At 31.6% G+C, this 25,488-nt stretch carries 25 protein-coding genes; 2 read left to right on the top strand and 23 right to left on the bottom strand.

Translation table 11 applies throughout. From position 1 onward, the window contains the following. Nucleotides 1-83: 83 nt before the first annotated feature. The gene (locus RR561_RS05005; protein ID WP_332506458.1) at nt 84-455 is read right to left on the bottom strand and encodes a NusG domain II-containing protein; all 372 of its coding nucleotides are present in this window, start codon (nt 453-455) and stop codon (nt 84-86) included. 79 nt (nt 456-534) lie between these two features. On the opposite strand from RR561_RS05005, the gene RR561_RS05000 reads away from it, so the two are divergent. Further along, nucleotides 535-1,581, top strand: a complete 1,047-nt coding sequence (locus RR561_RS05000) for an FAD:protein FMN transferase (protein WP_332506457.1) — start codon at nt 535-537, stop codon at nt 1,579-1,581. A 222-nt stretch (nt 1,582-1,803) separates the two neighbouring features. Here the strand turns inward: RR561_RS05000 and nusB are convergent, their stop codons facing one another. From nusB to RR561_RS04930, 14 genes are all read right to left on the bottom strand, one after another. After that, a complete protein-coding gene (gene nusB / locus RR561_RS04995; protein WP_332506456.1) occupies nt 1,804-2,304 on the bottom strand; it encodes a transcription antitermination factor NusB in 501 nt (166 codons plus the stop codon). After that, on the bottom strand, nt 2,294-2,635 hold the full coding sequence (locus RR561_RS04990) for an Asp23/Gls24 family envelope stress response protein (protein ID WP_332506455.1): 342 nt from the start codon (nt 2,633-2,635) through the stop codon (nt 2,294-2,296). The genes nusB and RR561_RS04990 overlap by 11 nt, the downstream gene beginning before the upstream one ends. Before the next feature lie 223 nt (nt 2,636-2,858). Beyond that, nucleotides 2,859-4,835, bottom strand: a complete 1,977-nt coding sequence (locus RR561_RS04985) for a fructose-1,6-bisphosphatase (RefSeq protein ID WP_332506454.1) — start codon at nt 4,833-4,835, stop codon at nt 2,859-2,861. A 21-nt stretch (nt 4,836-4,856) separates the two neighbouring features. Next, entirely contained in the window at nt 4,857-5,858 is a 1,002-nt protein-coding gene (plsX, locus tag RR561_RS04980; protein ID WP_332506453.1) for a phosphate acyltransferase PlsX, read from the bottom strand. Between the two features lie 268 nt (nt 5,859-6,126). Further along, complete coding sequence (gene rpmF, locus RR561_RS04975) at nt 6,127-6,306, bottom strand: 50S ribosomal protein L32 (RefSeq protein WP_332506452.1); 180 nt, start codon at nt 6,304-6,306, stop codon at nt 6,127-6,129. 17 nt (nt 6,307-6,323) lie between these two features. After that, entirely contained in the window at nt 6,324-6,842 is a 519-nt protein-coding gene (locus RR561_RS04970; protein ID WP_332506451.1) for a YceD family protein, read from the bottom strand. Between the two features lie 161 nt (nt 6,843-7,003). Beyond that, nucleotides 7,004-8,200 carry an acetate kinase gene (locus RR561_RS04965; protein ID WP_332506450.1) on the bottom strand — a complete coding sequence of 399 codons (1,197 nt, stop codon included), beginning with the start codon at nt 8,198-8,200 and terminating at the stop codon, nt 7,004-7,006. Nucleotides 8,201-8,536: 336 nt separating this feature from the next. Continuing rightward, nucleotides 8,537-9,892 carry a tRNA(Met) cytidine acetate ligase gene (locus RR561_RS04960; RefSeq protein ID WP_332506449.1) on the bottom strand — a complete coding sequence of 452 codons (1,356 nt, stop codon included), beginning with the start codon at nt 9,890-9,892 and terminating at the stop codon, nt 8,537-8,539. 12 nt (nt 9,893-9,904) lie between these two features. After that, nucleotides 9,905-10,450 (bottom strand): hypothetical protein, encoded by a 546-nt coding sequence (locus RR561_RS04955; RefSeq protein WP_332506448.1) that lies wholly within the window; start codon nt 10,448-10,450, stop codon nt 9,905-9,907. Between the two features lie 121 nt (nt 10,451-10,571). Continuing rightward, nucleotides 10,572-11,066, bottom strand: coding sequence for a pantetheine-phosphate adenylyltransferase (gene coaD, locus RR561_RS04950; protein ID WP_332506447.1), 495 nt, complete (start codon nt 11,064-11,066; stop codon nt 10,572-10,574). Then, nucleotides 11,059-11,619, bottom strand: a complete 561-nt coding sequence (rsmD, locus tag RR561_RS04945) for a 16S rRNA (guanine(966)-N(2))-methyltransferase RsmD (protein WP_332506446.1) — start codon at nt 11,617-11,619, stop codon at nt 11,059-11,061. The genes coaD and rsmD overlap by 8 nt, the downstream gene beginning before the upstream one ends. A gap of 119 nt (nt 11,620-11,738) precedes the next feature. Continuing rightward, nucleotides 11,739-13,796, bottom strand: a complete 2,058-nt coding sequence (gene recG, locus RR561_RS04940; RefSeq protein ID WP_332506445.1) for an ATP-dependent DNA helicase RecG — start codon at nt 13,794-13,796, stop codon at nt 11,739-11,741. A gap of 155 nt (nt 13,797-13,951) precedes the next feature. After that, nucleotides 13,952-15,652 (bottom strand): DAK2 domain-containing protein, encoded by a 1,701-nt coding sequence (locus RR561_RS04935; protein WP_332506444.1) that lies wholly within the window; start codon nt 15,650-15,652, stop codon nt 13,952-13,954. A gap of 15 nt (nt 15,653-15,667) precedes the next feature. After that, a complete protein-coding gene (locus RR561_RS04930; RefSeq protein WP_332506443.1) occupies nt 15,668-16,018 on the bottom strand; it encodes an Asp23/Gls24 family envelope stress response protein in 351 nt (116 codons plus the stop codon). Between the two features lie 211 nt (nt 16,019-16,229). Here RR561_RS04930 and rpmB point away from each other — a divergent pair, with 211 nt between their 5' ends. After that, nucleotides 16,230-16,418 (top strand): 50S ribosomal protein L28, encoded by a 189-nt coding sequence (gene rpmB, locus RR561_RS04925; protein ID WP_106776802.1) that lies wholly within the window; start codon nt 16,230-16,232, stop codon nt 16,416-16,418. Between the two features lie 66 nt (nt 16,419-16,484). On the opposite strand, the gene RR561_RS04920 is transcribed toward rpmB, so the two are convergent. The 8 genes from RR561_RS04920 to RR561_RS04885 all read right to left on the bottom strand — a co-directional run bounded on the left by RR561_RS04920 (nt 16,485) and on the right by RR561_RS04885 (nt 25,476). Then, the gene (locus RR561_RS04920; protein WP_332506442.1) at nt 16,485-18,737 is read right to left on the bottom strand and encodes a sensor histidine kinase; all 2,253 of its coding nucleotides are present in this window, start codon (nt 18,735-18,737) and stop codon (nt 16,485-16,487) included. Continuing rightward, nucleotides 18,712-19,425 carry a response regulator transcription factor gene (locus tag RR561_RS04915; RefSeq protein WP_332506441.1) on the bottom strand — a complete coding sequence of 238 codons (714 nt, stop codon included), beginning with the start codon at nt 19,423-19,425 and terminating at the stop codon, nt 18,712-18,714. The genes RR561_RS04920 and RR561_RS04915 overlap by 26 nt, the downstream gene beginning before the upstream one ends. Nucleotides 19,426-19,538: 113 nt before the next feature. Further along, the gene (locus RR561_RS04910) at nt 19,539-20,189 is read right to left on the bottom strand and encodes a thiamine diphosphokinase (protein ID WP_332506440.1); all 651 of its coding nucleotides are present in this window, start codon (nt 20,187-20,189) and stop codon (nt 19,539-19,541) included. A gap of 24 nt (nt 20,190-20,213) precedes the next feature. Continuing rightward, nucleotides 20,214-20,870: a ribulose-phosphate 3-epimerase gene (gene rpe / locus RR561_RS04905; protein WP_332506439.1), complete on the bottom strand. Its 657-nt coding sequence runs from the start codon at nt 20,868-20,870 to the stop codon at nt 20,214-20,216. Between the two features lie 30 nt (nt 20,871-20,900). Then, entirely contained in the window at nt 20,901-21,797 is an 897-nt protein-coding gene (gene rsgA / locus RR561_RS04900; RefSeq protein ID WP_332506438.1) for a ribosome small subunit-dependent GTPase A, read from the bottom strand. Nucleotides 21,798-21,968: 171 nt separating this feature from the next. Beyond that, the gene (ymfI, locus tag RR561_RS04895; protein ID WP_332506437.1) at nt 21,969-22,703 is read right to left on the bottom strand and encodes an elongation factor P 5-aminopentanone reductase; all 735 of its coding nucleotides are present in this window, start codon (nt 22,701-22,703) and stop codon (nt 21,969-21,971) included. Nucleotides 22,704-22,767: 64 nt separating this feature from the next. Next, nucleotides 22,768-24,711: a Stk1 family PASTA domain-containing Ser/Thr kinase gene (gene pknB / locus RR561_RS04890; protein ID WP_332506436.1), complete on the bottom strand. Its 1,944-nt coding sequence runs from the start codon at nt 24,709-24,711 to the stop codon at nt 22,768-22,770. 12 nt (nt 24,712-24,723) lie between these two features. After that, the gene (locus RR561_RS04885) at nt 24,724-25,476 is read right to left on the bottom strand and encodes a Stp1/IreP family PP2C-type Ser/Thr phosphatase (protein ID WP_332506435.1); all 753 of its coding nucleotides are present in this window, start codon (nt 25,474-25,476) and stop codon (nt 24,724-24,726) included. Nucleotides 25,477-25,488 lie beyond the last annotated feature (12 nt).

Raw genomic sequence — 25,488 nt, 5'->3', positions numbered from 1 at the left:
TATTTTAAGATCTTATATAGTCCAAACTTTTTCTAATCTCTAAATTTTTATTAACATCAAAATTTTTATAGTTGGATAAGACCTTATTTTGTCGTCACATCAAGATCTTTTTTCGTCTTATCATCTGTTACTATTTTTATATTTATTTTGTGAGGCAAGCATACAATACTTTGCCCTGCTTTATTTATAAATCCAGCCTTTATGCATACTTCATCTGGACAATTCGCCTCTAGCATTTCAACTCCCTTGTCATGAATGTATATCACATTTTTTTCATTTCCATTTTCAATAGTTATTTTCTCATCTGCATCTATTGGATACTCTTTGTACAATTTATTTTTTACATATATTTCTATTCTATCACTATCTCCCGAATTGATAACCTTATTAGCAAAAATTGATACTAATATCGCTAGCAATATTACGCCTATCAAAATTACATCTTTCTTCTTCATTATAGCTCCTTATTTATGATATAATAGTTTGTGTGATTGTTTCACATAAATGATTATAACACATTTATCGGAGGAAAATATGAAAAAAAATATGAAAGTCATAGTATCGATAATAACTCTCGTTGTTATTGCTGCTATATTTGCATTTAATCAGTATGATAAAAAAGGCGTTTATTCTACTACAAACTATTATCTAGATACTGTAAATGAAATTTCTGTAATCAATGTTAGAAAAAGTAAAGCAGATAAAATTTTACCTGGAGCAGATAAAGTAGTTCTAGATATAAATAATGCCATGAGTTCACATCTACCATCTAGTGAGGTATCTAAAATTAATGACAACGCAGGTATTTCACCAGTTAAAGTAAGTAATGATACTTTTAAAGTCATACAAAAGTCAATTGCATATTCAAAACTTACCAATGGAAAATTTGATATCGCTATAGGACCACTCACTTCTATGTGGAATATTGGAAATGACAAGGCAAGAGTTCCAGAAAAATCTGAAATAGATAAAGCTCTTCCTCTTATCAATTCAGATAATATAATATTAAATAGCAAAAATACTACTGTCTATCTAAAAGAAAAAGGAATGAAGCTCGATTTAGGTGGAATTGCTAAAGGCTATTGCGCTGATAAGGTCGCTGAGTATCTAAAGGAAAACGGAGTAGATAATGCAATAGTAAATCTTGGTGGTAACATATATGTAATGGGAAAAAATGAAGTAAAAAAAGATTTTGTGGTTGGAATTCAAAATCCACTACAAAAGTCGAGTGATTCGATGGCAAGTGTAAAACTTTCAAATAAATCTATTGTCACTTCAGGCATTTATGAAAGATTCTTAGAAAAAGATGGAAAAATATATCATCATATGTTAGATCCCGATACAGGCTATCCATTTGATAATGAACTTAGCAGTGTCACGATTTTTTCAGATAAATCTGTAGATGGAGATGCTCTTTCTACTTCCATATATGGGCTTGGTCTTGAAAATGGAATGAAGAAAGTAAAATCAATGGATGGAATTGACGCTGTCTTTATTACAAAAGATAATAAAGTATATATTACAGATGGAATAAGAAAAGATTTCAAAATTTTGGATGATAAATATACTTTAGTTAATTAAAACGAATTACTTTAGTAAGGATTTAAAATTTCTGATATTTTAGACCAGTTTATATAATTTTCATTGAACTTGCTTCTAGTGTGTTATTGAAGCTAATCAAGCATTTATAGGAATTTTATTAATCTATAAGCCAATATATTTTGCCCCTAGTTTTGTACTGGGGGTCTTTATTATACAAAAAAAGAACTGTAAATTATACAGTTCTTTTTATTAGTTTATTAACTATTTTCCGATTACACTACCTAATATACCATTTATATATTTATAGGCATTGTCATCACAATATTTTTTAGCCAAAGTAACAGCTTGATCACATGCTACTCCATTTGGAACTATAAAAGAGTATTTTATTTCAGCAACTGCAACTCTTAATATAGCCACATCCACTGCTGGTAAAGTTTCTATAGTCCAGTTTCTCGCATATTTGTTGATATATTCATCTATCTCAGTAATATGTTCTTCTATCGCACTTGACATATCCATAAGATAGGCACTATCGAATAATGCATCTCTGTAAGTTTCTAAAGTATCAAGTTCTTTTCCTTCGTTTGCATTATGTATTTCCATTGCATCTTCTTCTACTAAGTCTAAAAAGTTATTTAGATCTTCATATATATTTGTCCAATCTTCTCCCATTAGAGCTTTTTGGTACATATACTTCATAAAAACTTCTCTTGATACAATTCTTCTTGTTAGTAAATCTTTAGTTGGATTATTTTTCATTATCTTTTTTTTCTCTTTCTTTCTTTACTTCTACACTAGCAACATGAACATTAACTTGAGATACTTTTAGTCCTGCCATAGTTTCTACTGCATTGATTATATTTTCTTGAACTTTATAACATATTTCAGGTATTACTTCTCCATGTATTACAGATAGATTAACGTCTATTACGGCCTTGTCACTATCTATCTTGACCTCTATACCGTGATTGCCTAACAATTTATCCGTAAAAGATGTAGTTTTATCTATTCCTTCAATTTCCATAGCTGCATATCCAGCTATTGTCTGAATAACGTCATTTGATATCTTTATCTGACCTAAATTCTCCATTGTACACCTCCATAAAATACTTCTAATATTATACCATATTTTTAAACTATTCGCCATTATACTCATTCTAAAAGTATAATGTTTTTCTTATTTTTTTGTAGTATAATAAATTTTTATCTATATTTAGCATAATAAAACAAGAATCTAACTACAAATGTTATATTATATTATAGACTATTTTATAAAAAATTCAAGAATATTTTTCTAATAAAAGTTAGAAATCTTATTTTTCTTTTATTAAACCACTTCTATATGCTGCCAACAAAGTCTTTAAATCTTCCACCTTCTCAGATAGTTGTTGACCATCATTTGTATTTGCAATCATCCTTCTCTTAGATTTATGCTCTACCAAAACAGTTGAAGATATAATATCTCTTTCGTTTTCAACTGCATCTTCTTTAGATGTAAAAGGCTCATGAGCTACTAGTTGTAATGTTCTAGAGTTATAGATTAGTGTGTAGCCAGCCATACCTGTCTTGCACTGATATGCCTTAGAGAATCCTCCATCTATTACAAAGACCTTTCCGTTTGCCTTAACTGGGCTCTCTCCTCTTTTAAACTTTACTGGTACATGCCCATTGATAATATGATCTTCTTCAAAATCCATACCAAACTCTTCAAAGATATCTTTTAAGACATCCATATTTTCTCTTAAAATATAGTATGGATTCTTATTTTCTTCATGAGTCTCTTTTTCCGCTATAAAATATCTTTCAAATGTAGTCATCTCGTCTTTTCCAAATAAAGATGAGCACTTGCCTGTCCAAAGATACCAAAACAAATCTAACCCATACAACCTTTTATCTTCATTGCTTTCATAATATCCTTCTCTAACCAATTTTTCCATTCGATCTAATAGTGCTTTTCCCTTATACTTTGTTCCTTTTAACTTCATCTCCATAAAACTGCCATCTTCATTAAGTGGTACTCCACCATGTATCAGAAGATTTCCATTGTACTTTAAATAGATACTACCTTTTATAAATAAGAAGTTTACATGTTTTTGAAGTTTATCACTCATTCTAAATGATCTTACAAGCTTGTCTACTATATCGTTTTCTTCCTCTGTAAGAGTATATGGTGATTTTGGATCTATTGTAGGGAAATTTTTATCCTTTAGTTCGTAATCTTTTCCATCTATTCTAATTGTTCCTCTATCATAGTCAATCTTATCTAAAAGAAGTCTATGTTCCATTTCGTATTCTGGTCTTCTATTAATTATTTCGCCTTCCAACTTGAACTGAATAATGCTAATTGCCTTGTGCATTTTAGCCACAAGTGGCACCTCTTGAGTATTAAACTCCGCATTTTCTGTCTTTGGCATAAACTCTTTACAAGGGTCATCCTTGTACATAGACATTGAAAATGTAGCTAAAGGTAAGAGATTAATCCCATAAACATCTTCTATTACATCTAAATTTGCATACCTAGAAGATATTCTTAGGGCATTAGCTATACACGTCTTCTCACCCGCAGCGGCTCCCATCCATAGTATATCATGGTTACCCCACTGTATGTCCACACAGTGATGATCCATCAGCCTATCAACAATAATATCTGGTCTAGGTCCTCTATCATATATATCCCCAACTATATGTAGCCTATCTACTACTAGTCTTTGTATTGTAGTACATATTGCTACTATAAAATCCTCGGACTGACCAAGCTCTATAATGGACTCCACAATCGATCTATAATACTCTTCTTTATGCTCACTTTTCCTATGTTCATGAAGTAATTCTTCTATTACATATCCAAATTCTTCTGGAAGAAGTTTTCTAACCTTAGATCTAGTATACTTACTTGAGCAATATTTGCAAAGTTCTACTAGTCTATAAATACTTATTCTATAGAAATCTTCTATATTTTTATCATTTTTTTTGATTAAATCCAACTTACTATGTGGATAGTATACCAAAGTAGCCAATGTCTTTTTCTCAGACTCCCTCATAGTATCGGTGAATAGTTCTTCTATTTTTCTTCTTACAGCTCCAGAACCATTCTTTAGTACATGAATAAAAGCTTCATACTCTCCATGTAAATCTGATAAAAAATGTTCAGTTCCCTTTGGAAGATTTAATATTGCTTCCAAATTAATTATCTCAGTACTAGCCTTTGATATTGTAGGATACTGATTTGCTAAAAGTTTTAAATACTTCATTTTAGATTTAAGCTCTTGATATGAGTATTTTTCTTTCATAATATAATACCTCCAAAAAAACTATTTTGCCTTTTCTTCTACGTATTTCTTTATTTCTTCAACTACTTCACCCTCATGAAACATTATGCCTTGATTTATAGCATTTTTAAATGATTTTGCATCAGAACTTCCATGTGCTTTGATTACTCCACCATCTACTCCTAGAAATGGTGCCCCACCATATGAGGTATAATCAAGTAAATCTTTTATTTTCATAAGCTCACTCTTCATAAGCAATGCACCTAGTTTGGACTTTGTAGATGACATCATTGCCTCTTTTAATTTTTTAAACAGTGAAAGTACAGATCCTTCGACTGTCTTGAGTACTATATTTCCTACAAAACCGTCACATACCACTATATCACACACTCCATTTAGTATATCTCTAGTCTCCATATTTCCAGTAAAGTTAATTGATTTCTCATCTTTTAATAATTCATATGTCTTTTTAACAAGATCATTTCCCTTGCCTTCTTCAGTCCCTATATTTGCAAGTGCAACGCGTGGATTTTTATTTTTCAAAACTTTTTTTGCATATATATCTGTCATAAATGCAAAGTCCATTAAATTTTGCGTATCGCAGTCCACATTAGCCCCAGTATCCGCCAACATAGTAGAACCCCCATTAATTGTAGGTAGGGTTGCACATATACAAGGTCTTGATATTCCCTTTATTCTCTTTATAATAAACACACCTCCACTTAGAAGTGCGCCTGTACTTCCTGCAGATATCACCAAATCAGCCTTTTTATCTTTCACCATATTCAGTGCTACAACCATAGAACTGTCTTTTTTCTTTCTTATTGCTTGAACTGGTTTTTCTTCATTTTCGATCACTTCTGTTGTATGAACTACTGATATCTTATCTTTATCATAAGCATGTTTCTTTAGTTCATCATTAATTATTTCTTCATCACCAGTTATTATTATTTCTACACCGTATTCGTTTACAGCCATACAAGCTCCTTCAACAGTGGCTTGTGGGGCGTTATCTCCACCCATTCCATCTATGACAATTTTCATATAATTCCTCCATCTGTATATATACCTCTAATGTATATAAAGAAAATGCTTTAAATAAATGTCTTTTCCAAAATCTGATACATATTTTTTATTATTAAATTTTGGAATTATATTTATTATCTAAAGTTTTATAAACATAATTAGTACAAAATATTCAAATAAGCATAACATCCTAATAATATTATATCACAAAAAAAGCATAAAAAATGTGAATGAGACAATAATCTCATTCACATTATTAACAAATTTACATTTTTCTAAAATCTAATTAGTCAACAGAAACAACTTCTTTTCCATTGTAGCTTCCACAAGTCTTGCAAACTCTATGTGGTAACTTTGGTTCGTGGCACTGAGAGCACTCTACGAAACCAGTTGGAACCATCTTTGAGTTAGCTGCTCTTCTCATATTCTTTTTAGATTTAGATGTTCTACGCTTTGGTACTGCCATGAAGACACCTCCTTACTCTATTTTAACAATTCTTTTAGTTTAGCAAATCTAGGATCAACATCATCGACATCTATGGAGTCTTCACACTTACAGTTTTCAGTATTTAAATCTACCCCACAGCCCGAACATATTCCTTTACAATATTCGCTACAAAGAAGACGTTGAGGCATATTAAAGCTCAATGTAGAATTGATAATATCCATCAAATTAACATCTGATGAATCTATCTTAAATACATCAATATCTTCAAATTCACTCTCGTCGTAATCTTCCTTCATTAGATAAGCATCAATATTATATTTCACCGGAACTTCAATATCCGCAAGACATCTACCGCAACTGGCTTTAAAAGCAAAATCTACCTCTGCTTCCAGTAAACAATTACGCCCTGTTTTTGAAACTTTTCCGGCTAGATGAATTGGTGATATTAAATTATACTCTATTCCTGAAAATTCAATGCTTGATACATCTTCGCTTAAATCGAAGTCTATACTTTTAATTTCCTTCCCATATAGAGAATCAATATTTAGCTTCATACTATTATCACCTCTAAAAACATTACTTGTCTATTATACATATTCAAAATTTATTTGTCAAGCGTTTTTGCCTTATACTTATATATTTTGTATATTTTTTATTTTATTCACCTAATTAGTGATTAAATATTAATATTTTTCCTATTTTCTGCTTAAATTTATTATTTTGCAAGTTTTAATGTATCTCTTGCTATCATTAACTCTTCATTAGTTGGTATTAATAATACCTTAACCTTAGAATCATCAGAAGAAATTACAGTATCTTTTCCTCTTACATTATTCTTTTCAGCGTCTACGCTTACTCCTAGGTATTCCATATCCTTACAGATATCAGATCTCATTCCTATACCATTTTCACCTAATCCTGCTGTAAATACTATTGCGTCTACACCATTCATTTCTGCTGCATAAGCACCTATGTACTTCTTAACTCTCTGAACATATGCATCTAAAGCATTTATAGCAAGCTTGTTGCCTTCCTTAGCTGCATCTTCTATATCTCTAAAGTCAGAAGATATACCAGTCATTCCATAAACACCTGACTGCTTGTTCATTAGATTATCTACACCATCTGCATCTAGACCTTCCTTGTTCATGATGAAAGGTATAATCGCTGGATCTATATCACCACATCTTGTTCCCATTATAAGGCCTTCAAGTGGAGTAAGTCCCATACTTGTATCTAAGCACTTACCGTGGTTAACAGCAGCTATAGAAGCACCATTACCTAAGTGGCAAGTAATTATCTTTAGATCCTCTGGAGACTTTCCTAGCATCTCTGCAGCTTTCTGAGTTACATACATATGGCTTGTTCCGTGGAAACCATATCTTCTTATTCCATACTTTGTGTATAGTTCGTGTGGAAGACCATATAAAAATGTTTTTTCTGGCATAGTCTGATGGAATGCAGTATCAAATACTCCTACCTGTACTACACCTGGTAGTATTGCCTGGCAAGCTTCTACACCCATTAAGTTTGCTGGATTGTGAAGAGGAGCTAAAGCTGAACAATCTTCTATAGCCTTTATAACTTCATCAGTTAATACTGCTGAAGAAGCGAACTTTTCTCCACCGTGTACGATTCTATGACCTACAGCGTCTATTTCCTTCATATCCTTTACAGCGCCAACCTTTGCGTCTACTACTGCATTTAGTACGTGCTTTATAGCATCCTTATGATCATTCATAGCTTCTTCTACTATATGCTTTCCTTCTAGACCTGGCTTTTCATGCTTAAGAATAGACCCTTCGATTCCAATTCTTTCCACCAAACCCTTGCATAGTACTTCTTCATTTTTCATATCTATTAACTGATACTTTAATGACGAACTTCCACAGTTTAATACTAAAACCTTCATTATATCGTTTACCTCCATAAATTTATTATTAATAATCCAATGATAATATAACACTTTTTAATATAAATGTACACATTTTTAATAGAAATAATCTATCTAGTTTTTAAAATATCAATAATAATATGTATTTATCTCTATCAATGCTATAAAAAGCTATTATTACAATAAAAAAGTGAGTTCATTATGGCCAAAAATACACGACTATTTCCTAATAGTTAATGGCTAATCATCCACAATAACTCAAATAAATTTAGTATAAGCTTTATTCATTTCATAGAACTCAAATACAAACTGAAAATTGATTTCTATTAAAAATATTAATTTTATATTTAATAATTATAAAAAGGAACACTGAGTAATAAAGTCAGGTTCACCTTTTGATAAAAGATCTCTATTATTTTTATAATAATTTTGATAGTAGATATTAGAAGAACATATATCAAAATCAAACATTTTTTTAAAAATAGGATCTTCTTTATAATCCTTCGAATTTCTAGCTTTTGCTGGAGAATTAATTAAAAAAGCATTGGATTTATTTTTAATTTGTTTCAAAACTTCTGTGCCCTTTTTATTAAATGCGAGCACTCTTATATATGGAACCTCTTTAATTTGCTTAATTATTTCCATATCTTCTTTTTTTATTCCCAATAAAATATTAAAAATACTTCTTCTTATTTTAGAAGAGCTATAACTCTTACTTGTTAGATTTGATACTAACTCTTCAAATCCTGAAGATAAAATTGCTTGCTTCCTTATAGAATTTTCCAAACCATCTTTTATCTCAAAGTATTTTTCTAAACAAGCTTCATCTCTCAGTATACTATAACAGATTTCCCCATGGAAATCTTCTCCTTCTAGAGGAATTAAATCTTTTTTTATGTTCTCAATTATTTTTTCATATGAAAAAGTAGGAACATATTTTTTAATATCATCAACTATTTTTTCCACAATTAAATCCAAATTATATCCATTATTTGTAACTGTTTTTAAGTCTGTTTCTATTGTTTTCATTTTTTCTAAAACTTCTAAATAATTCTTATAATAAAGGATTGAGCTTCTAATTGAAGTTGCCGAGCTAAAATCACCCTCTGCCACACTACTTGTATGCTCTACAGCAAATCTCTTAATAGTCCTAGCCTCAATCGTTGAGTTTAATCTCATTAATTCTTTAAGATATTCTATTCCTAGTATATTGTTTGATAAATTTAAGAAATCGTTTTTATCGTTACTATCATTTGCTAAATTTTTTCTAATAGCCTTTTCTCTAGCTATAGGAAAGGCTATTTTTTCATCTAAATATTTCGATAAATCCTTTTCATAGCTACCTTTAGTCCCAGACAATATCATAGCTACTTCCCTCAATTTTTCAAGAGTACCTTCTTCTGAACCAAAGCAGACCGAGTCTAGACATTTTAATGAATCTAGACTCAGTATTGCTCCTCTAGCATATAGTTCAGCTGTTTGAGTAGCAAAGTATGCTGGAATTTCTATCACTAAATCGGCTCCATTTCTTATAGCCATTTCTGCTCTAGAAAACTTATCTGTTATAGCAGGGCCACCTCTTTGAACAAAGTTTCCACTCATAGCTACCACTATATGAGAAATATCTTCTGTTTTTCTATATCTATCAATCTGGTACTTATGACCATTATGAAACGGATTGTATTCGGCAATAATTCCTCCTATTTTCATATCGACCTCGATTTAAAGCTGAGTCTTATTATTTCTAACTTCTGCCAACATAGCAGCAAGAGTTGCCTCAACGCTTTCTAATTGATCTATAGAATATCCTCTTGCACCTTCTCTTATGCTTCTAGAGTATTCTTGTGCTTCTCTTATCATTTTCTCAGCCTTTGCCTTTGAATCTTTGGTAATCTTACTATCCCCTACCAATTCTTGAGCTCTTATTGTAGCTTCTTTCATCATATTTTCTATTTCAGAATCAACTTGCTTATTTTTAATTATTATTTCATCATTGCATGCCTTTATTTGCTGTTCTCTTTCCCTTTTTGCATCTTCTAAAATAAAGTTTGCATCATTTCTAGCTGATTCAAGAATAGTATCTTGTTCCTTTATAATCTTAATAGCAGTATCTAACTCATATGGAAGAGCTTCCTTTAGTTCATCAATAAGGTCTAGCATATCATCTCTATCTACGCCTACCTTCTTAGATAGTGGAAAACCACTAGCCTCATTCAATATATTTTCCATATCACTTAATATTTCCATAATTTTAATATCTTCGCTCATAATGACCTCCATCAAAAATAACTTTCATAAGCCATAAAATAAACTTTATAATCTTACATAATACGAATACCTAAGATATAAACTATATTTTCACTATACTATTATACCTCAATAACTCCTATTATAGGGTATTTCTTTTCTTTTTTAATTCTTCTAAAACACATTTTGGAACCAAATTATCTATATTGGCATCAAAGTTAAGAACTTCCTTGATCAATGAAGAACTGATAAAAGAATATTTCGTATTAGTTGGCAAGATTACAGTTTCTATGCTGTCTTCCAGTTCTTTGTTCATATGCGCCATCTGTAGCTCATATGAAACATCTGCAGAGGATCTCACGCCTCTAACTAATACAGTAATATCATTTCTTCTGCAATAATCTATAAGCAATCCTTCAAAGAATATAACTTCTACATTGTCTAAGTGTTCAGTAGATTTTTTGATCAAATCTAGCCTCTCCTCAATAGTAAAAAGAGTCTTTTTATTTGGATTAATTAAAATACCAATCTGTAATTCACTAAACAATTTAGATGCTCTTTCTATTATGTCTACATGACCGTTTGTAATAGGATCAAATGTTCCTGCAAAGATTGCCTTTATAGGTCTATTATTCATCTTCTTCCTCCAAGCCATAGAATGACAATGTCGTAATTCCATACTTTTTTTCTTTATAATTAGATAGATTCCCTACATTTTCCATTTTAATCTTACTATCGTGCTCTACAACTATAATTCCATCTTCAGATAAAATATTGTGTTGATCTATCATACTCAAAATGTCTTCAAATAAGCCTTTGTAATATGGTGGATCTACAAATATAATATCAAACTTTTTTTTCTGAGATGAAAGCTTCTTAATAGCTGATTTATAATCATCCTTTATTATAAAGCTACTATCACTAAACTTTGTCTTATCTATGTTACTTTTTAAAATTTTTATACTTTCACTGCTTTTATCGCAAAAATATGCTTCTTTAGCACCTCTAGATAGACTCTCTATTCCTAAGGCACCACTACCTGAGAAAAGGTCCAGTACAATGCTATCATACATATGCATAGATATAACATTAAACATAGACTCTTTAACCCTATCAGTTGTGGGTCTTATATCATCGTTTATAGGCGCATTTAATTTAAGTCCTCTCGCACTGCCAGATATTACTCTCATTGTCGACCTCCTTTTTTACATTACTATTTATATTTTATCATACAATACACATTTTAACTAGAGTTAACTTCTCATTTAACTTGTATTTTTTTAAGTATTTCTTGTAAAAAATAAATAAACTAAAGGGAAATATTTTCACCTATATTCCTAAACATATATTCTACTTTTTCTCTTATTCCTTGATTATTCAAGTCTTTTAGGGAAGGATCTTTAGAGTATATCTCTCTTGCCTCTTTTTGCGCCATTTTTAGTATTTTCATATGCTTAAATAAGTTTGCTACTTTTAATTCTGGTAGACCATGTTGCCTAGTTCCAAAAAAATCTCCTGGTCCTCTTATCTCTAAATCTTTTTCTGATATTTTAAATCCGTCATTGCTTTCTTCCATAATGTTCATTCTTTGCTTACAAACTTCTGATTTTGAGTCATAAATCAAAGTACAGTAAGATTTATCGCTTCCTCTACCAACACGACCTCTTAGCTGATGAAGCTGAGCAAGACCAAATCTTTCTGCATTTTCAATTATCATGTAACTTGCATTAGGAACATTTACACCTACCTCAATTACTGTAGTAGATACCAATATATCTATTTTATGATTTTTAAAATCATCCATCACACTATCTTTTTCCTTACTTTTCATCCTACCATGCAGGAGTCCAATTCTCAAATCCTTAAAGAAATAATGTTGCAATTCTTCATATACTTCAGTTGCTGATTGAAGCTCCAACAGTTCACTTTCTTCCACGAGTGGACATACCACATATGCTTGTCTTCCCTTTTTTATTTCGCTTCTCACATTAGAAAGATAAAATCTTTCTCTTTTATTTTTTTCAATAGCAATTGTTTCTATCGGTTTTCTTCCAGGTGGTAGTTCATCTATAATTGATATGTCCAGATCACCATAGAGTATCAAGGCTAAAGTTCTAGGAATGGGAGTTGCTGTCATTACGATTACATCTGGATTATCTGCTTTAGATGAGAGTTTGGCTCTTTGCCTTACTCCAAACCTATGTTGTTCATCAGTTATAACAAGACCCAACTTTTTAAACTCAATCTTATCTTCTAATAATGCGTGCGTTCCTATTATTATATCTATCTGACCCTCTTTTAATTCCTCAAGTATTCTAGTTGATTCTTTTTTACTAGTACTTCCCGTTAATACCTCTACTTTTATATTTGTATTTTTAAAAAAATCGTTAAAACTTTCAAAGTGCTGTTTCGCCAATATTTCTGTAGGAGCCATGTATGCTCCTTGATATCCATTAAGAGCACAATTAGCAAGTGATAGTTGAGCGACTACTGTCTTACCACTTCCTACATCACCTTGAACCAATCTATTCATTACTTTTTTTGAGTTCATATCCTCTAAAATCTCATTATATGCTCTTTTTTGAGCCTTAGTTAGATTAAATGATAGAGATTTTTCTATATTTTCTAATTCATTACTTTTTTCAAAGCATATTCCTTCCGCGACACTAGTTCCACCTTTAATTGAAAATAGTCCCAACTGCATAAATAAGAACTCCTCAAATATTAGTCTGAACATAGCTATTTTTATATTATCCCTCGTTACAGGAAAGTGCATGCTCTTAATTGCAAAATTTATGTCACATAAACCGTATTTATCAACTAAAGACTTTGGAATGTATTCCCTGATTTTAACATCAGATGTTTCAAATATATTTCTCAGCACTCCCATTATATCTTTATTTGTAACTCCATATGTCAGTGGATAAACAGGAACTATTATACCTATATTTTTATCCAATTTATCATATTCAATCTCACAGTTGTGCATCTCTACGTTTCCAGTATTGTCTAGCTTGACAGTTCCAAATACTTTGACTATATCCCCTACCCTAAAGGTATTTCTCAGATAAGATTTATTAAAAAATACTAATTTTGCTCCAGCTGTTTCATCGCTAACAAAAAACTCAGTGATTTCCATTTTTTTAAGCTTTACACTTGAGATTCTATTTATTTTTACCTTTACGGTTATTTTCTCTGAGTCTTCAAGCTGAAATATCTTTTTTTCTCTACTTCTATCTTCAAATTGTCTAGGAAAGTAATACAAGGCATCATTTATTGTATACACACCCAGTTTTGCCATTTTATCTGCTTTTCTAGGTCCTACACCCTTTATATACTGTATGCTTTCATTCAATACACTGTACATTTTTTCACCCACATTTATAAATTTATCAGAAAAGGAGAAGATTTAATTTCACCTTCTCCCCTTTTATATCAATTATTAAATATTAATTATCCACATCAATAATAACAGGCAATTAAGTGCCCTCTAAAACAATCTCAATATTTTTACTAAAATATTTATTCAACAGATACCAAATAGTAATAAAGTGGCTGACCACCATAATACAATTCTACATCGACATCTTCAAATTGTTCCTGAATTAATTCTGCAAACTCTCTTGCACTATCTTCTTCTACACTTTCTCCATAGTATAAAGTTACTATGTCTGAATCATCATCTATCATATCAGTTATGACTTTTTTGGTAACGTCTTCTATACTCTTTCCAGATGATATAAGTTTTTTTCCTGTAATACCTATTACGTCTCCTTCTTTTACTTCTATTCCATCCATAATAGTATCTCTTACAGCATATGTAACTTCGCCTGATTTTATATTTTCTAATGTATCCGCAAAGTTTTCCATGTTCTGATCTGCATCTGCATCTGGATCAAACCCTATTAAGCATCCAATTCCCTGAGGAATATTCTTTGTAGGAACTACATATATATTCTTCTCAGAAATTTCCTTGGCTTGATTTGCAGCCATAATTACATTTCCATTATTAGGAAGTATAAATATATTTTCTGCATTGATCATATCAATTGCATTCATAAAATCTTCTGTAGAAGGATTCATTGTCTGTCCACCTTCTATTACAATGTCTACCCCTAATTCTTCAAAGATTTCTGCCAGTCCTCTTCCCATTGTAGTTGTTACAAATCCATATCTTTTCTTATTTTCATTTAGTACAAAACCTTCACTTTTGTTTACCAATTCTGTCTCTGGTTTTGCTTCTTTCTTTTCTATTTCTTCTTGCTCATCATCAGGTATTATCTGATTTTCATGTTGCAATCTCATATTTTCTATCTTAATTGTCAACAACTGACCATATTTAAGCGCTTCTTGAAGTACATTTCCTGGATTATTGGTATGAACATGAACCTTAACTACTCCATCATATCCAACTACTACCAAGCTGTCTCCATACTTAAGCATTAAATCTCTCATTGTGTCAGAATCAATATCGTCAGACTCTAGTATAAACTCTGTGCAATATCCAAATTCTATATCTACACACCTAGCACTTTCACTTGCAGTTCCAACCTTATGATTTTCTTTTACTTTTGGTTTTTCTTCCTTTTGTCCTTCTAACTTTATTGGCTGTCCCTTGATAGCCTCTAGCATACCTTCATATAGACATACTAACCCCTTACCACCAGAGTCTACAACTCCAGCATCCTTTAGATTTATTAGTAAGTCTGGGGTTCTTTCTAAAGATGCGTTTGATTCATTAACTACTAGTTCAAAGAATTCTATAATGTCATTATGTCTCTTTGCATTTTTTACTGCAAAATCTCCTGACTCTCTTACAACTGTTAAAACAGTACCCTCAATTGGCTTTATTACTGCTTTATATGCTGTATCTGATCCTGCCTTCAATGCCTTTGAAAAAGCAATTACATCTAGTTCTTTTTTTCCTTCAACTGATTGAGCTATACCTCTAATTATCTGAGATAATATTACACCTGAGTTACCTCTAGCTCCCATCAGAGATCCTTTTGATAGAGCCTTACCTATCTCTTCAATGTCATCCTTTTTTAGCTTATCAAGCTCTCTGATAGCAGATGCTATTGTAAGCGACATATTCGTTCCTGTGTCTCCATCAGGAACAGGGAATACATTTAGCCTATCAATCAAATCCTTGTTATTTTGAAGATGATTAGCACCAGATATAAACATCTCTCTAAGTAATTTTCCGTCTATAGTTTGTTTCATTCCTTCTCCTCCTGATTATTTGACTCTTATTCCTTGCACACTTACAGTAACTTGGTTCACTTTGATACCAGAATAAGTTTCAACTGTGTATTTAATTCTTTCAATAATATTGTTTGCTACAGTAGTTATATTAGTACCGTACTGTAGTATAACAAAGATTTCTATATCTATTTCTTTATCATTTAATTCTACAATATTTACACCTTTAGTTGCGTTTTCTCCCTTTAAAAGTTCTACAATACCTTTTGATTTAGATGAAAATCCAACTAAACCATAGCTTTCAGTAGCTGCTTTATAAGTTAATTGAGCAAGAACGTGCTTGTTTATTTCTATCTGTCCTAAATTATTGCTGATTACTGAGCTCATAAACTACCTCCTAATTCATATATAAAATTTAATATCCAAAAAGATTGTCTTTAATCTTTTTAAAATGAATTTTCCACTATTAAATCCTGTACCTTACATTATACAAAAAAATCCGCATTAATGCAATTTTTTACTTGATTTTTAGATTTTACTATGATATGATTAATTATGTTTTTAGGCTTAATATTTTAGTATTAAGGAGGTGTACATAGTGTCAAGAATATGTAGCGTGTGCGGTAAAGGTAAGGTATCTGGAAATAAGGTATCACACTCAAATAAGCATAATAGAAGAACTTGGTCAGCAAACTTAAGAAACGTAAGAGTTGTTGAAGAAGGAACTGCAAAGAGAGTTTCTGTTTGTACAAGATGTTTACGTTCAGGAAAAGTTGAAAGAGCATAGTAATTATTAAATAGGCTGTGGGATTAATTCCACAGCCCTTTTTATGCCTTTATTTTTTTTAAATATTTATTTATTAAAAATAATCACAGCTTTAAATAAATCTCCATCTAAATATAAATCTAAACTGCCACCCTGAGCTTCTACATAACCTTTGGCTATAGATAGGCCTAATCCAGACCCCTCAGTATTTCTGGACTTGTCTCCACGCTTAAATCTCTCTAATATATCATCCACCTCATAATCAATTTCAGTCTCTGATACATTCTTAAATACTATTTCTACTTGATTATTTTCTATGTTATCTATTTCAATATATGCCCTAGTATTTTCCATTGCATACTTAGAAATATTCACCAATAAATTTTCAAAAATTCTATATGTTTTCTCACCATCTAAATTTAAAATTACTTTTTCTTCTGGAAAATCTGTTTTTATAGTAATATTTTTTTCATTCATTCTATCACCTAATTCAAATATGCTCTGCTTCATTAGCTCTACCACATCTATATCATTCATATCTAAATTAATATTTCCAGTTTGTGCCTTAGATATCTCAAACATATCATCTATTAAAACTTTTAATCTTTCCGATTTTTTATATATCGTATCTATATATTTTTGTGACTCTTCGCTAGTTTCTACTGTTTTCAAAAGATCTGTATATGTAAGTATAGATGTTAAAGGCGTCTTTAAATCATGAGAAACATTTGATATAAGCTCACTTTTCATTTTTTGACTCTTTATTTCTTCATCTACAGATTTTTTATAAGCCTTTTGTATACTCACTAACTGCCTTTTTACTTCTTCATATACACCTACATTTTTACCTGTTATATCTTTTTCCAAATTTCCATTTGCTATTTCCTTAGTTAGATCTAAAAGATTCACATAGTCTTTAGATCCTTGCTTTATTTCACAGGCAACTACCTTAGCAAATACTATAAATACAATAAGATATACAATCAAAATAACTATCCAAACTGATGGATCCAATACAAACACAGATACTACAGATAAAAATCCTACTGCCACTATTATTATACCTATCAAATATAAGCGATTGTATCTTTTTTCAAAATCAGTATTTATAAGATTGGTAAATACTCTAGCTATTTCACTAAAGAGTGTACTAAATAACCTCACAATTAAACTTTTTTGTGACATATATTTTAATATTCCCATCTTAAAAGCCATTTTTATAAGGGATGTACAGATAAATGCCATTAAAAATACTAAAAACCAATATCCTATATTCATTAGGTTAACTACTTGTTTTGCTATACTCAAATTAACACCATTTGCTATTATAAGTTTTAACAAATTTCCTGTTATCGTTTCCCTTACAATTCTTATAGGTACATTATCACTAAGCAGTGATGAGTATAGAAATATAAATATGGTGAAAATTATCTCAAAAGGAAGCTTATTAAATCTATTCAAAGCTCTAAACCATTTCAATTTTTCGGTTGGTATTAAAAGTGTAATAACAACAATAATAAAAATCAGTGCCCTAGCTATAGTTTCTATCATTTTGTATGAATTTCTCTCACTTTTATTTATATAATTACTTACAGAATCATAGCTTGTATAGAAGTTGGCGTTAATACTTCTCGGAATAGCATACACAAACTTCATATTTTTGATAGGTTCTATTTTATAATTAGAAAAATCACTAGAAGGTTCTCCATTTATAAAAGACATTTCTCCAATATTTTTATTGGACTCCATATCTAAAAAATAGTTATTCATAGAATCTTTGTTTATACCATAACAAGCCACCAACTTACCATGTCCTTTGTCATCATATTCAACCACAACATAGTTCATAAATACTTTTTTTAAAGACTTTATATCAAAATTTTTAAAGTCATAATTTGCTAAATTATATCCAGTTTCTGTGTTTTCGCAATAATATTTTACATTTCCGTAAGAGTTCAATAAAAAGTCATTTAAATCATCAAAACTATCATTAAAAGCATTTTTTATGCTATAGCTATCCATTTCACTTGAATAATAGTCAACATTAACATTATCCATCATAGACTTTATCGTTCCTTCTGATAAAAATAAATCTGATGGTTTTATTAATTTATTTTTTTCAGCCTGATAGCTTTTATAGTATAAATAATAATTTGTATTATATAAATCTGATGCATACTCCTCTGATTCAAATGGATTCGACTTATCTTTTTGAACTTTAACTTCAACGTAATGATATCTATAAATCATGGTAAAAGAAAGCACCAACATTACTGCCAAAACGATAAATGTAAATATATTTCTTTTTTTATTATTAGATTTTGTCGATTTTATATCCAACGCCCCACACCACCTTTAAATATTTCGGGTTTTTGGAGTCAAGTTCTATCTTCTCTCTTATATTTCTTATATGAACCATCACAGTATCTGTATTGATAGCACTTTCATTCCATACTTTTTCATAGATTTCTTCTGAAGAAAATACTCTCCCTGGATTTTTCATCAATAAATTTAATATTTTAAATTCTATCGGAGTCAACTTTACAGGATTACCATCTATGGATACTATTTTTGTGTTTTCATTTAGCTCCAATCCGCCTATTACATAGAGACCTTCTGTCATCTCATCTTCTTCATTGCTATCAACTAAATTAAGATATTTTGTATATCTTCTAAGTTGTGAATTCACTCTTGCCAATAATTCTAAGGGCTTAAAAGGTTTGTTTACAAAATCATCTGCTCCTATATTGAGCCCCATAATTTTATCTACTTCTTCAGACTTTGCTGATAATATAATAACTGGAAAATCATGTTTTTCCCTCAATTTCATTATCATAGTTACACCATCCATTACAGGCATCATAATGTCAACTATTGCAAGATGTATCTCATTTTCTTCTATAGCCTTTAGCCCCTCCAGTCCATTATACGCCTTGTGCACTTCATATCCCTGATTTAGTAAATATATCTCAATAGCATCTGCTATTTCTTTTTCATCTTCTACCACCAATATACTATAAGAATTCATATAATCCTCCCTTCCAACTTTATCTATATATTACCACTATAGTAATAAAGAATATACATAGCAATCAAAAATCTGCCACATATATTCTTTATCATCTTAATAACTATAATAATCTACTTTATTTTTACCACTAATACGCAGCCATCTCTAACATCTATATGGCAAATATTATCCAACATTACATTTGACACGCCCCTTGGTACAGAATACTCCATATCAAACTCATCCAATGGATACTCCAAATTTCTAAGAGTAACCCCTTTAGCGTCCCCTCTGAAAGGTATTACAGATACTAAATCTCCTGGATTGCCTTCAAGTGTAAGCTCGTCGTTTTCAAGAATATATACCTCTTCTTTTTCACTTATTATTCTAGGATATGCGCCTCTTTTTAATATATAGTATAAAAGTCCTATATTACTGATTTCATGATCTATTCTCCCACCCAGAGCTGCAAATACATCTATACACATATTACCGCGCTCTATAGCAAGAATAATACCTAGCTCTGAATCAGTCTCATTTTTTTTGGATGGATACTTGAAAAATTCTACTTCTTTGTTATCATAGTAATCCAATACATCCTTATCTATGGAATCTAGGTCACCGACTATATAATCAGGTAGAATTCCCATATTATATAGATGATTTGATCCTCCATCCACAGCTATTATCGTTCCATAATTTTTTGACTTTATTATTTCTTTTAATACATCGTAATCTTCAACTTCTCCATTTAACATCAAACACGCTCTGTTTGAAGACATAAATTCTCCGTACAATTATATCAACTACTTTCCTTGAGCAGCTTCTCTTAAATCCTTCACTGCCTTATTTATATCATCTTGTCCAAATATTGCAGATCCAGCTACCAAAACGTCAGCTCCTGCATCTACTACTTCTTTAATATTTGATGCTTTTATTCCACCATCTATTTCTATTAAAACATTTGGATTTTTTTCTTCAATCATCGCTTTTAATTCTTTTGTTTTTTCTATAATTTCTGGTATAAACTTCTGTCCGCCAAATCCAGGATTCACTGACATAAGAAGAACCATGTCAATATCTTTGATTACATGTTTTATAGTACATACTGGTGTAGCAGGGTTAAGTACTACTCCTGCCTTCATTCCATGTGATTTAATATTTTGAATTGTTCTATGAAGATGTGTACAAGTTTCTTGGTGAACTGTTATAATATCACATCCTGCATCTGCTAAAGCTGCTATATAATCATCTGGATCTGTTATCATAAGATGGGCATCAAATATCATATTTATATCTTTTCTTATGCTCTTAATGATTGCAGGTCCAAAAGTAATATTTGGTACAAAATGTCCATCCATTACGTCAAGATGTAAGTATTCACACCCTGCGTCTTCTACCTTCTTACAATCTTCTAATAAATTGGCAAAGTTTGCCGATAGTATTGATGGTGCTAATTTCATATTAATTCCTCCTAATAAAACCTATTTAATTTATAATTTTCTTTTGAATTTTCCTCTTAAACTATTTATCTCATCCAAGATATGAAGATAACTTTCATACCTTCTTTTGGAAATATTTCCTTCTTCAACCGCTTCTTTTACTCCACATCCAGGTTCATTTTTATGGATGCACTTAGATCCAAATCTACAATCAGCATATTTTTCAAACTCTATAAAATATTCCTGTAACTCCTCTATTTCTATGTTGTTTAGCTCAAACGAGCTAAACCCTGGTGTATCTGCAATAATAGCATTTTTGCCAATCTTATATAATTGAGCGTGTCTAGTTGTATGCTTACCTCTGCCCAATTTTTTAGATATTTCAGCGGTTTCTAACCTAAAATCGGGTTCTATTGCATTTAGTATACTTGATTTACCCACTCCCGATTGGCCAGCAAATACAGATATAGAATCCTCTAGTTCTTCTTCTACTTTATCTATATTTTCACCTGTCATAGTGCTTACAGCTATCACCTTATATCCTATATTTTCAAATTCTTCTTTTATAGCTTTTGTTATTTCACCATCTTCATCAAGATCTATCTTAGATAGTACTATTACAACCTCTAAATTTTCTTTTTCTGAGAAAATGATGAATTTATCTAATAGTGACATGTTTGGATTAGGTTCTTTAATCGAAAATGTGATAATAACTTTTTCAACATTTGCAATAGGTGGTCTAACCAATTCAGACACCCTAGGGTGAATTTCTTCTACAACACCCTTTTTTGTATCTTCATCTACTACGCTTATAGAGACTCTATCTCCCACTAAAGGTGTTATATTTTTCTTTCTAAATAATCCTCTAGCCTTGCACTCATATATTTTATCTCCTACTTCGACATAGTAAAAACCACTTATGCCTTTTATTATTATTCCTTTTAACATTATTCCTCCATTCTCGATTAATATTCGCATCTGTCTATCTACATCTACGCTATTGATATCTATATTACATGATAACATATTAAAGATTTCAATAAAAGATTTAATAGGACACAAATCAAATTTATTTAAGCAAATAATATATACTAGTTCATCTAATTCATACTCTAAATATTATATAACAAATCCACCATTTACACCTATTATTTGCCCTGTTATAAAATCCGCTTTTTCTGATGCCAAAAATAATACCATAGCTGCAACATCTTCTGGATACCCCAACTTCATCAAAGGTGTATCTTCTTTCAATTCATTTACATCATCCTCTGAAAAAGAACTCATCATATCTGTCATTATCACTCCTGGGGCTACAGCATTGACATTTACACCCGATGGTCCAACTTCCTTTGCAAGAGCCTTTGTAAAGCCTATAACACCCGCTTTCGATGCTGAATAAGCTACTTCGCAGCTTCCACCGGTAACTCCCCACATAGATGCTAAATTTATTATTTTTCCACTATGGTTTGATACCATCACCTTGAGTGCTTCTTTAGAGCAGAGGAAAACAGATTTTAAGTTAGTGTTTATTAGACTATCCCACTCTTCTTCGCTCATATCTGTTATCAAGCCCTCCATACTAATTCCTGCATTATTAACTAATAAATCTAAATTTCCATATCTCTGTATACAGTAATCAATCAGCCCCTTAACTTCATCACCATTAGAAACATTAGCAGGATATGTATCCACCTCACAGCCTTCATCCTCAAGCATTTGTTTTAGTTCTTGAGCACATTTTTCAGACTTATTATAATTTATTATTACCTTATAATTATTTTTCGCGAGATCTATACATATTTGTCTCCCTATACCTCTAGATCCACCCGTTACTATAGCTATTTTCTTCAATTTATTTACGCCCTTTCACAATCAAAAAGAGTTATCAATTAAGATAACTCTTTTTAGTTTTTATTTAATTTGTGCTACCAGTATGTCCATTTCCAGTGCTTCCACCAGTATTTCCACCTGTGTTTCCACCTGTGTTTCCGCCTGTGTTTCCGCCTGTGTTTCCACCAGTATTTCCGCCAGTGCTTCCATCTGTTTCTCCACCAGTATTTCCATCTGTTTCTCCACCTGTGTTTCCACCAGTATTTCCATCTGTTTCTCCACCTGTGTTTCCACCAGTATTTCCACCTGTATTTCCGCCAGTATTTCCACCTGTGTTTCCACCAGTATTTCCATCATCAGTTGATGGAGTCTCAGTATCTGGAACTTCCTCAACTATGCTCGGACTTTCTTTCTTTGGTTTTCTTCCCTTACTCACTACCAAAGATACTTTTTGTCCTTCATCATTAGATCCACCAATTAAGCTTTGACTTAATACCGTGCCTTCTTCTGCACTATTATATTCATATTTTATATTGCCTAATAAAAGCCCATTATCATTTAGTAGTTTTTCTGCTTGAGTTAGCTTTAGACCTACTACATTAGGTACAGGAACTTTTGAATTTCCTTTACTAACAACAACACCTACCGAATCTCCCTTTTTAAGCTTTGCACCAGGACTAGGGGTCTGTGTTATTATCTTACCTTCACTTACTTGACTACTATATTCCTGCGATTTGACGACTATATTAAGCCCAGTGCCATTGACCGAGTTTTGTGCCTGTTCTATCGTCATATTAATTACACTTGGAACAGCTACATCCTCTCCACTCTTTCCTCCAAAGGGACTAAATCCGAAATACTTTGCCGCTACAACTCCATAACCTATTAGTATCATTACAAGTATAGCCGCTATTATCTTTAATCTCTTTTTTGACTTTGGAGATTCTTTTTTATTTGCTTTTTTCTTTTCTTTTCTTAATTCTCTTCTTGATTTAGTTGGCTCTTCATCTTCGTCATAATAACCATCATCGTCATCATAATCACCATCTTCATCATAGTAATCCTCATCATCATAATAGCCTTCATCAGCATATGCATCTTCTGGACCACCATACATAGCAGGTCTTCTGCCATTGAATAGACTTGGATCCCTTCTATTCATATCTGTCGTAGCAAAGTTATCATAATCTTTTACATACGGCAAATCTATATTTTTCTCTACAAATTCTATATCTTCAATCAACTCTTCAGCAGTTTGATATCTATTTGCAGGTTCTTTTTCTGTTAATTTTCCTATAATAGTTCTAACACTTTTTGGAATTCTAACAATCTCTTCCTCAGAAAAAGTAACTTCTTCATTGATATGCTTTAAAGCTATTGATATTGGGCTGTCTCCAACAAACGGAACTCTCCCCACTACCATTTCATACATCACTATTCCCAAAGAATAAAGGTCTGCATTGCTTGTTAAATGCTTGCCCTTAGCCTGCTCTGGAGAAATATAATGGACTGAACCTATTACACTTCCCATATTTGTCATAGTAGAGCTGGTTACGGCCTTTGCTATACCGAAGTCAGCAACCTTAACGAGTCTACCATCTTTTGATATCAAAATATTATGTGGTTTTATATCTCTATGAATAATACCACTTCTATGTGCAGCTCCCAAAGCTTGAGCAATCTGCTTTGCTATGTCTAGGGCTGTATACTCCTCTAAAGAACCTTCATTTTGTATTATTTCTTTAAGATTTTGACCATCTACATATTCCATTACTATGTAGTGAACTTTGCCATCCTCACCGACATCATAGACATTTACTATGTTTGGGTGAGACAAGCTTGCCACGGCTTCTGCTTCTCTTTTAAACTTCACCAAAAACTCTTGGTCATCCACATATTCTGGTCTCAAAACCTTTACTGCTACTATTCTATTTAACAACTTATCCCTAGCTTGATATACAAAGGCCATTCCACCGTCGCCTATTTTTCTAAGAATTTCATATCTATTTCCTAATACTGTCGCTCCCATAATAACACCACCTTACGCCATAACTATTATTACAGTAACATTATCTTTGCCCGAAGAACTATTAGCTAGATCTATTAGGTTATCGGCGATAACATTAGCATCGTCATCATTTACAAATACATTTTCGATTTCTTCCCTATCCGCAGCCCCAGTCAATCCGTCAGTAGCTAGCAAAAGTTTTTCTCCTTCTTCTAACTCTCTAGTAAAGATATCTACTACTACCACTGGTTCTGTACCAACAGCTCTAGTTATCTTGTTTCTATCTGGATGCACTCTAGCTTCTTCTTCTGTAATAATATTGGCCTTTACATATTCTTCTACTATTGAATGATCTGAAGTTATTTTTTCTAGCTTGCCTTCCTTATTCACCAAATAGCATCTACTATCTCCTACATTCGCTACATATGCTGTCCCTTGGTACAATACAGCAAGAGTAAGAGTTGTTCCCATTCCTTCATAGGATATGTCTTCCTTAGATTTTTCATATATCATTGAATTCACAGTATTGTATGATTGCTTTATTATATCATCAATATATTCAATCTTTATAGTATCATTTTGTATTAGCTTATCATTAAATAGCTCTATAATATTTTCAACAGCTAGCTGACTAGCTACCTCACCTTTATTATGGCCACCCATTCCATCAGCTATAGCAAAAATACCTACTTCACTATCCTCTCCAACTTCCACAATTTCTCCCTTGCAATAGTCTTCATTATTTTTTCTGACCATTCCTATGTGAGAAGTACATACAAAATCCATAATCTTCCTCCT

The sequence above is a fragment of the Peptostreptococcus sp. genome, assembly GCF_036639115.1.
In the GTDB taxonomy this organism is placed as follows: domain Bacteria; phylum Bacillota; class Clostridia; order Peptostreptococcales; family Peptostreptococcaceae; genus Peptostreptococcus.
The sequence above is the reverse complement of the archived record's forward strand: the minus strand, read 5'-3'. Positions and strand labels throughout refer to the sequence as shown.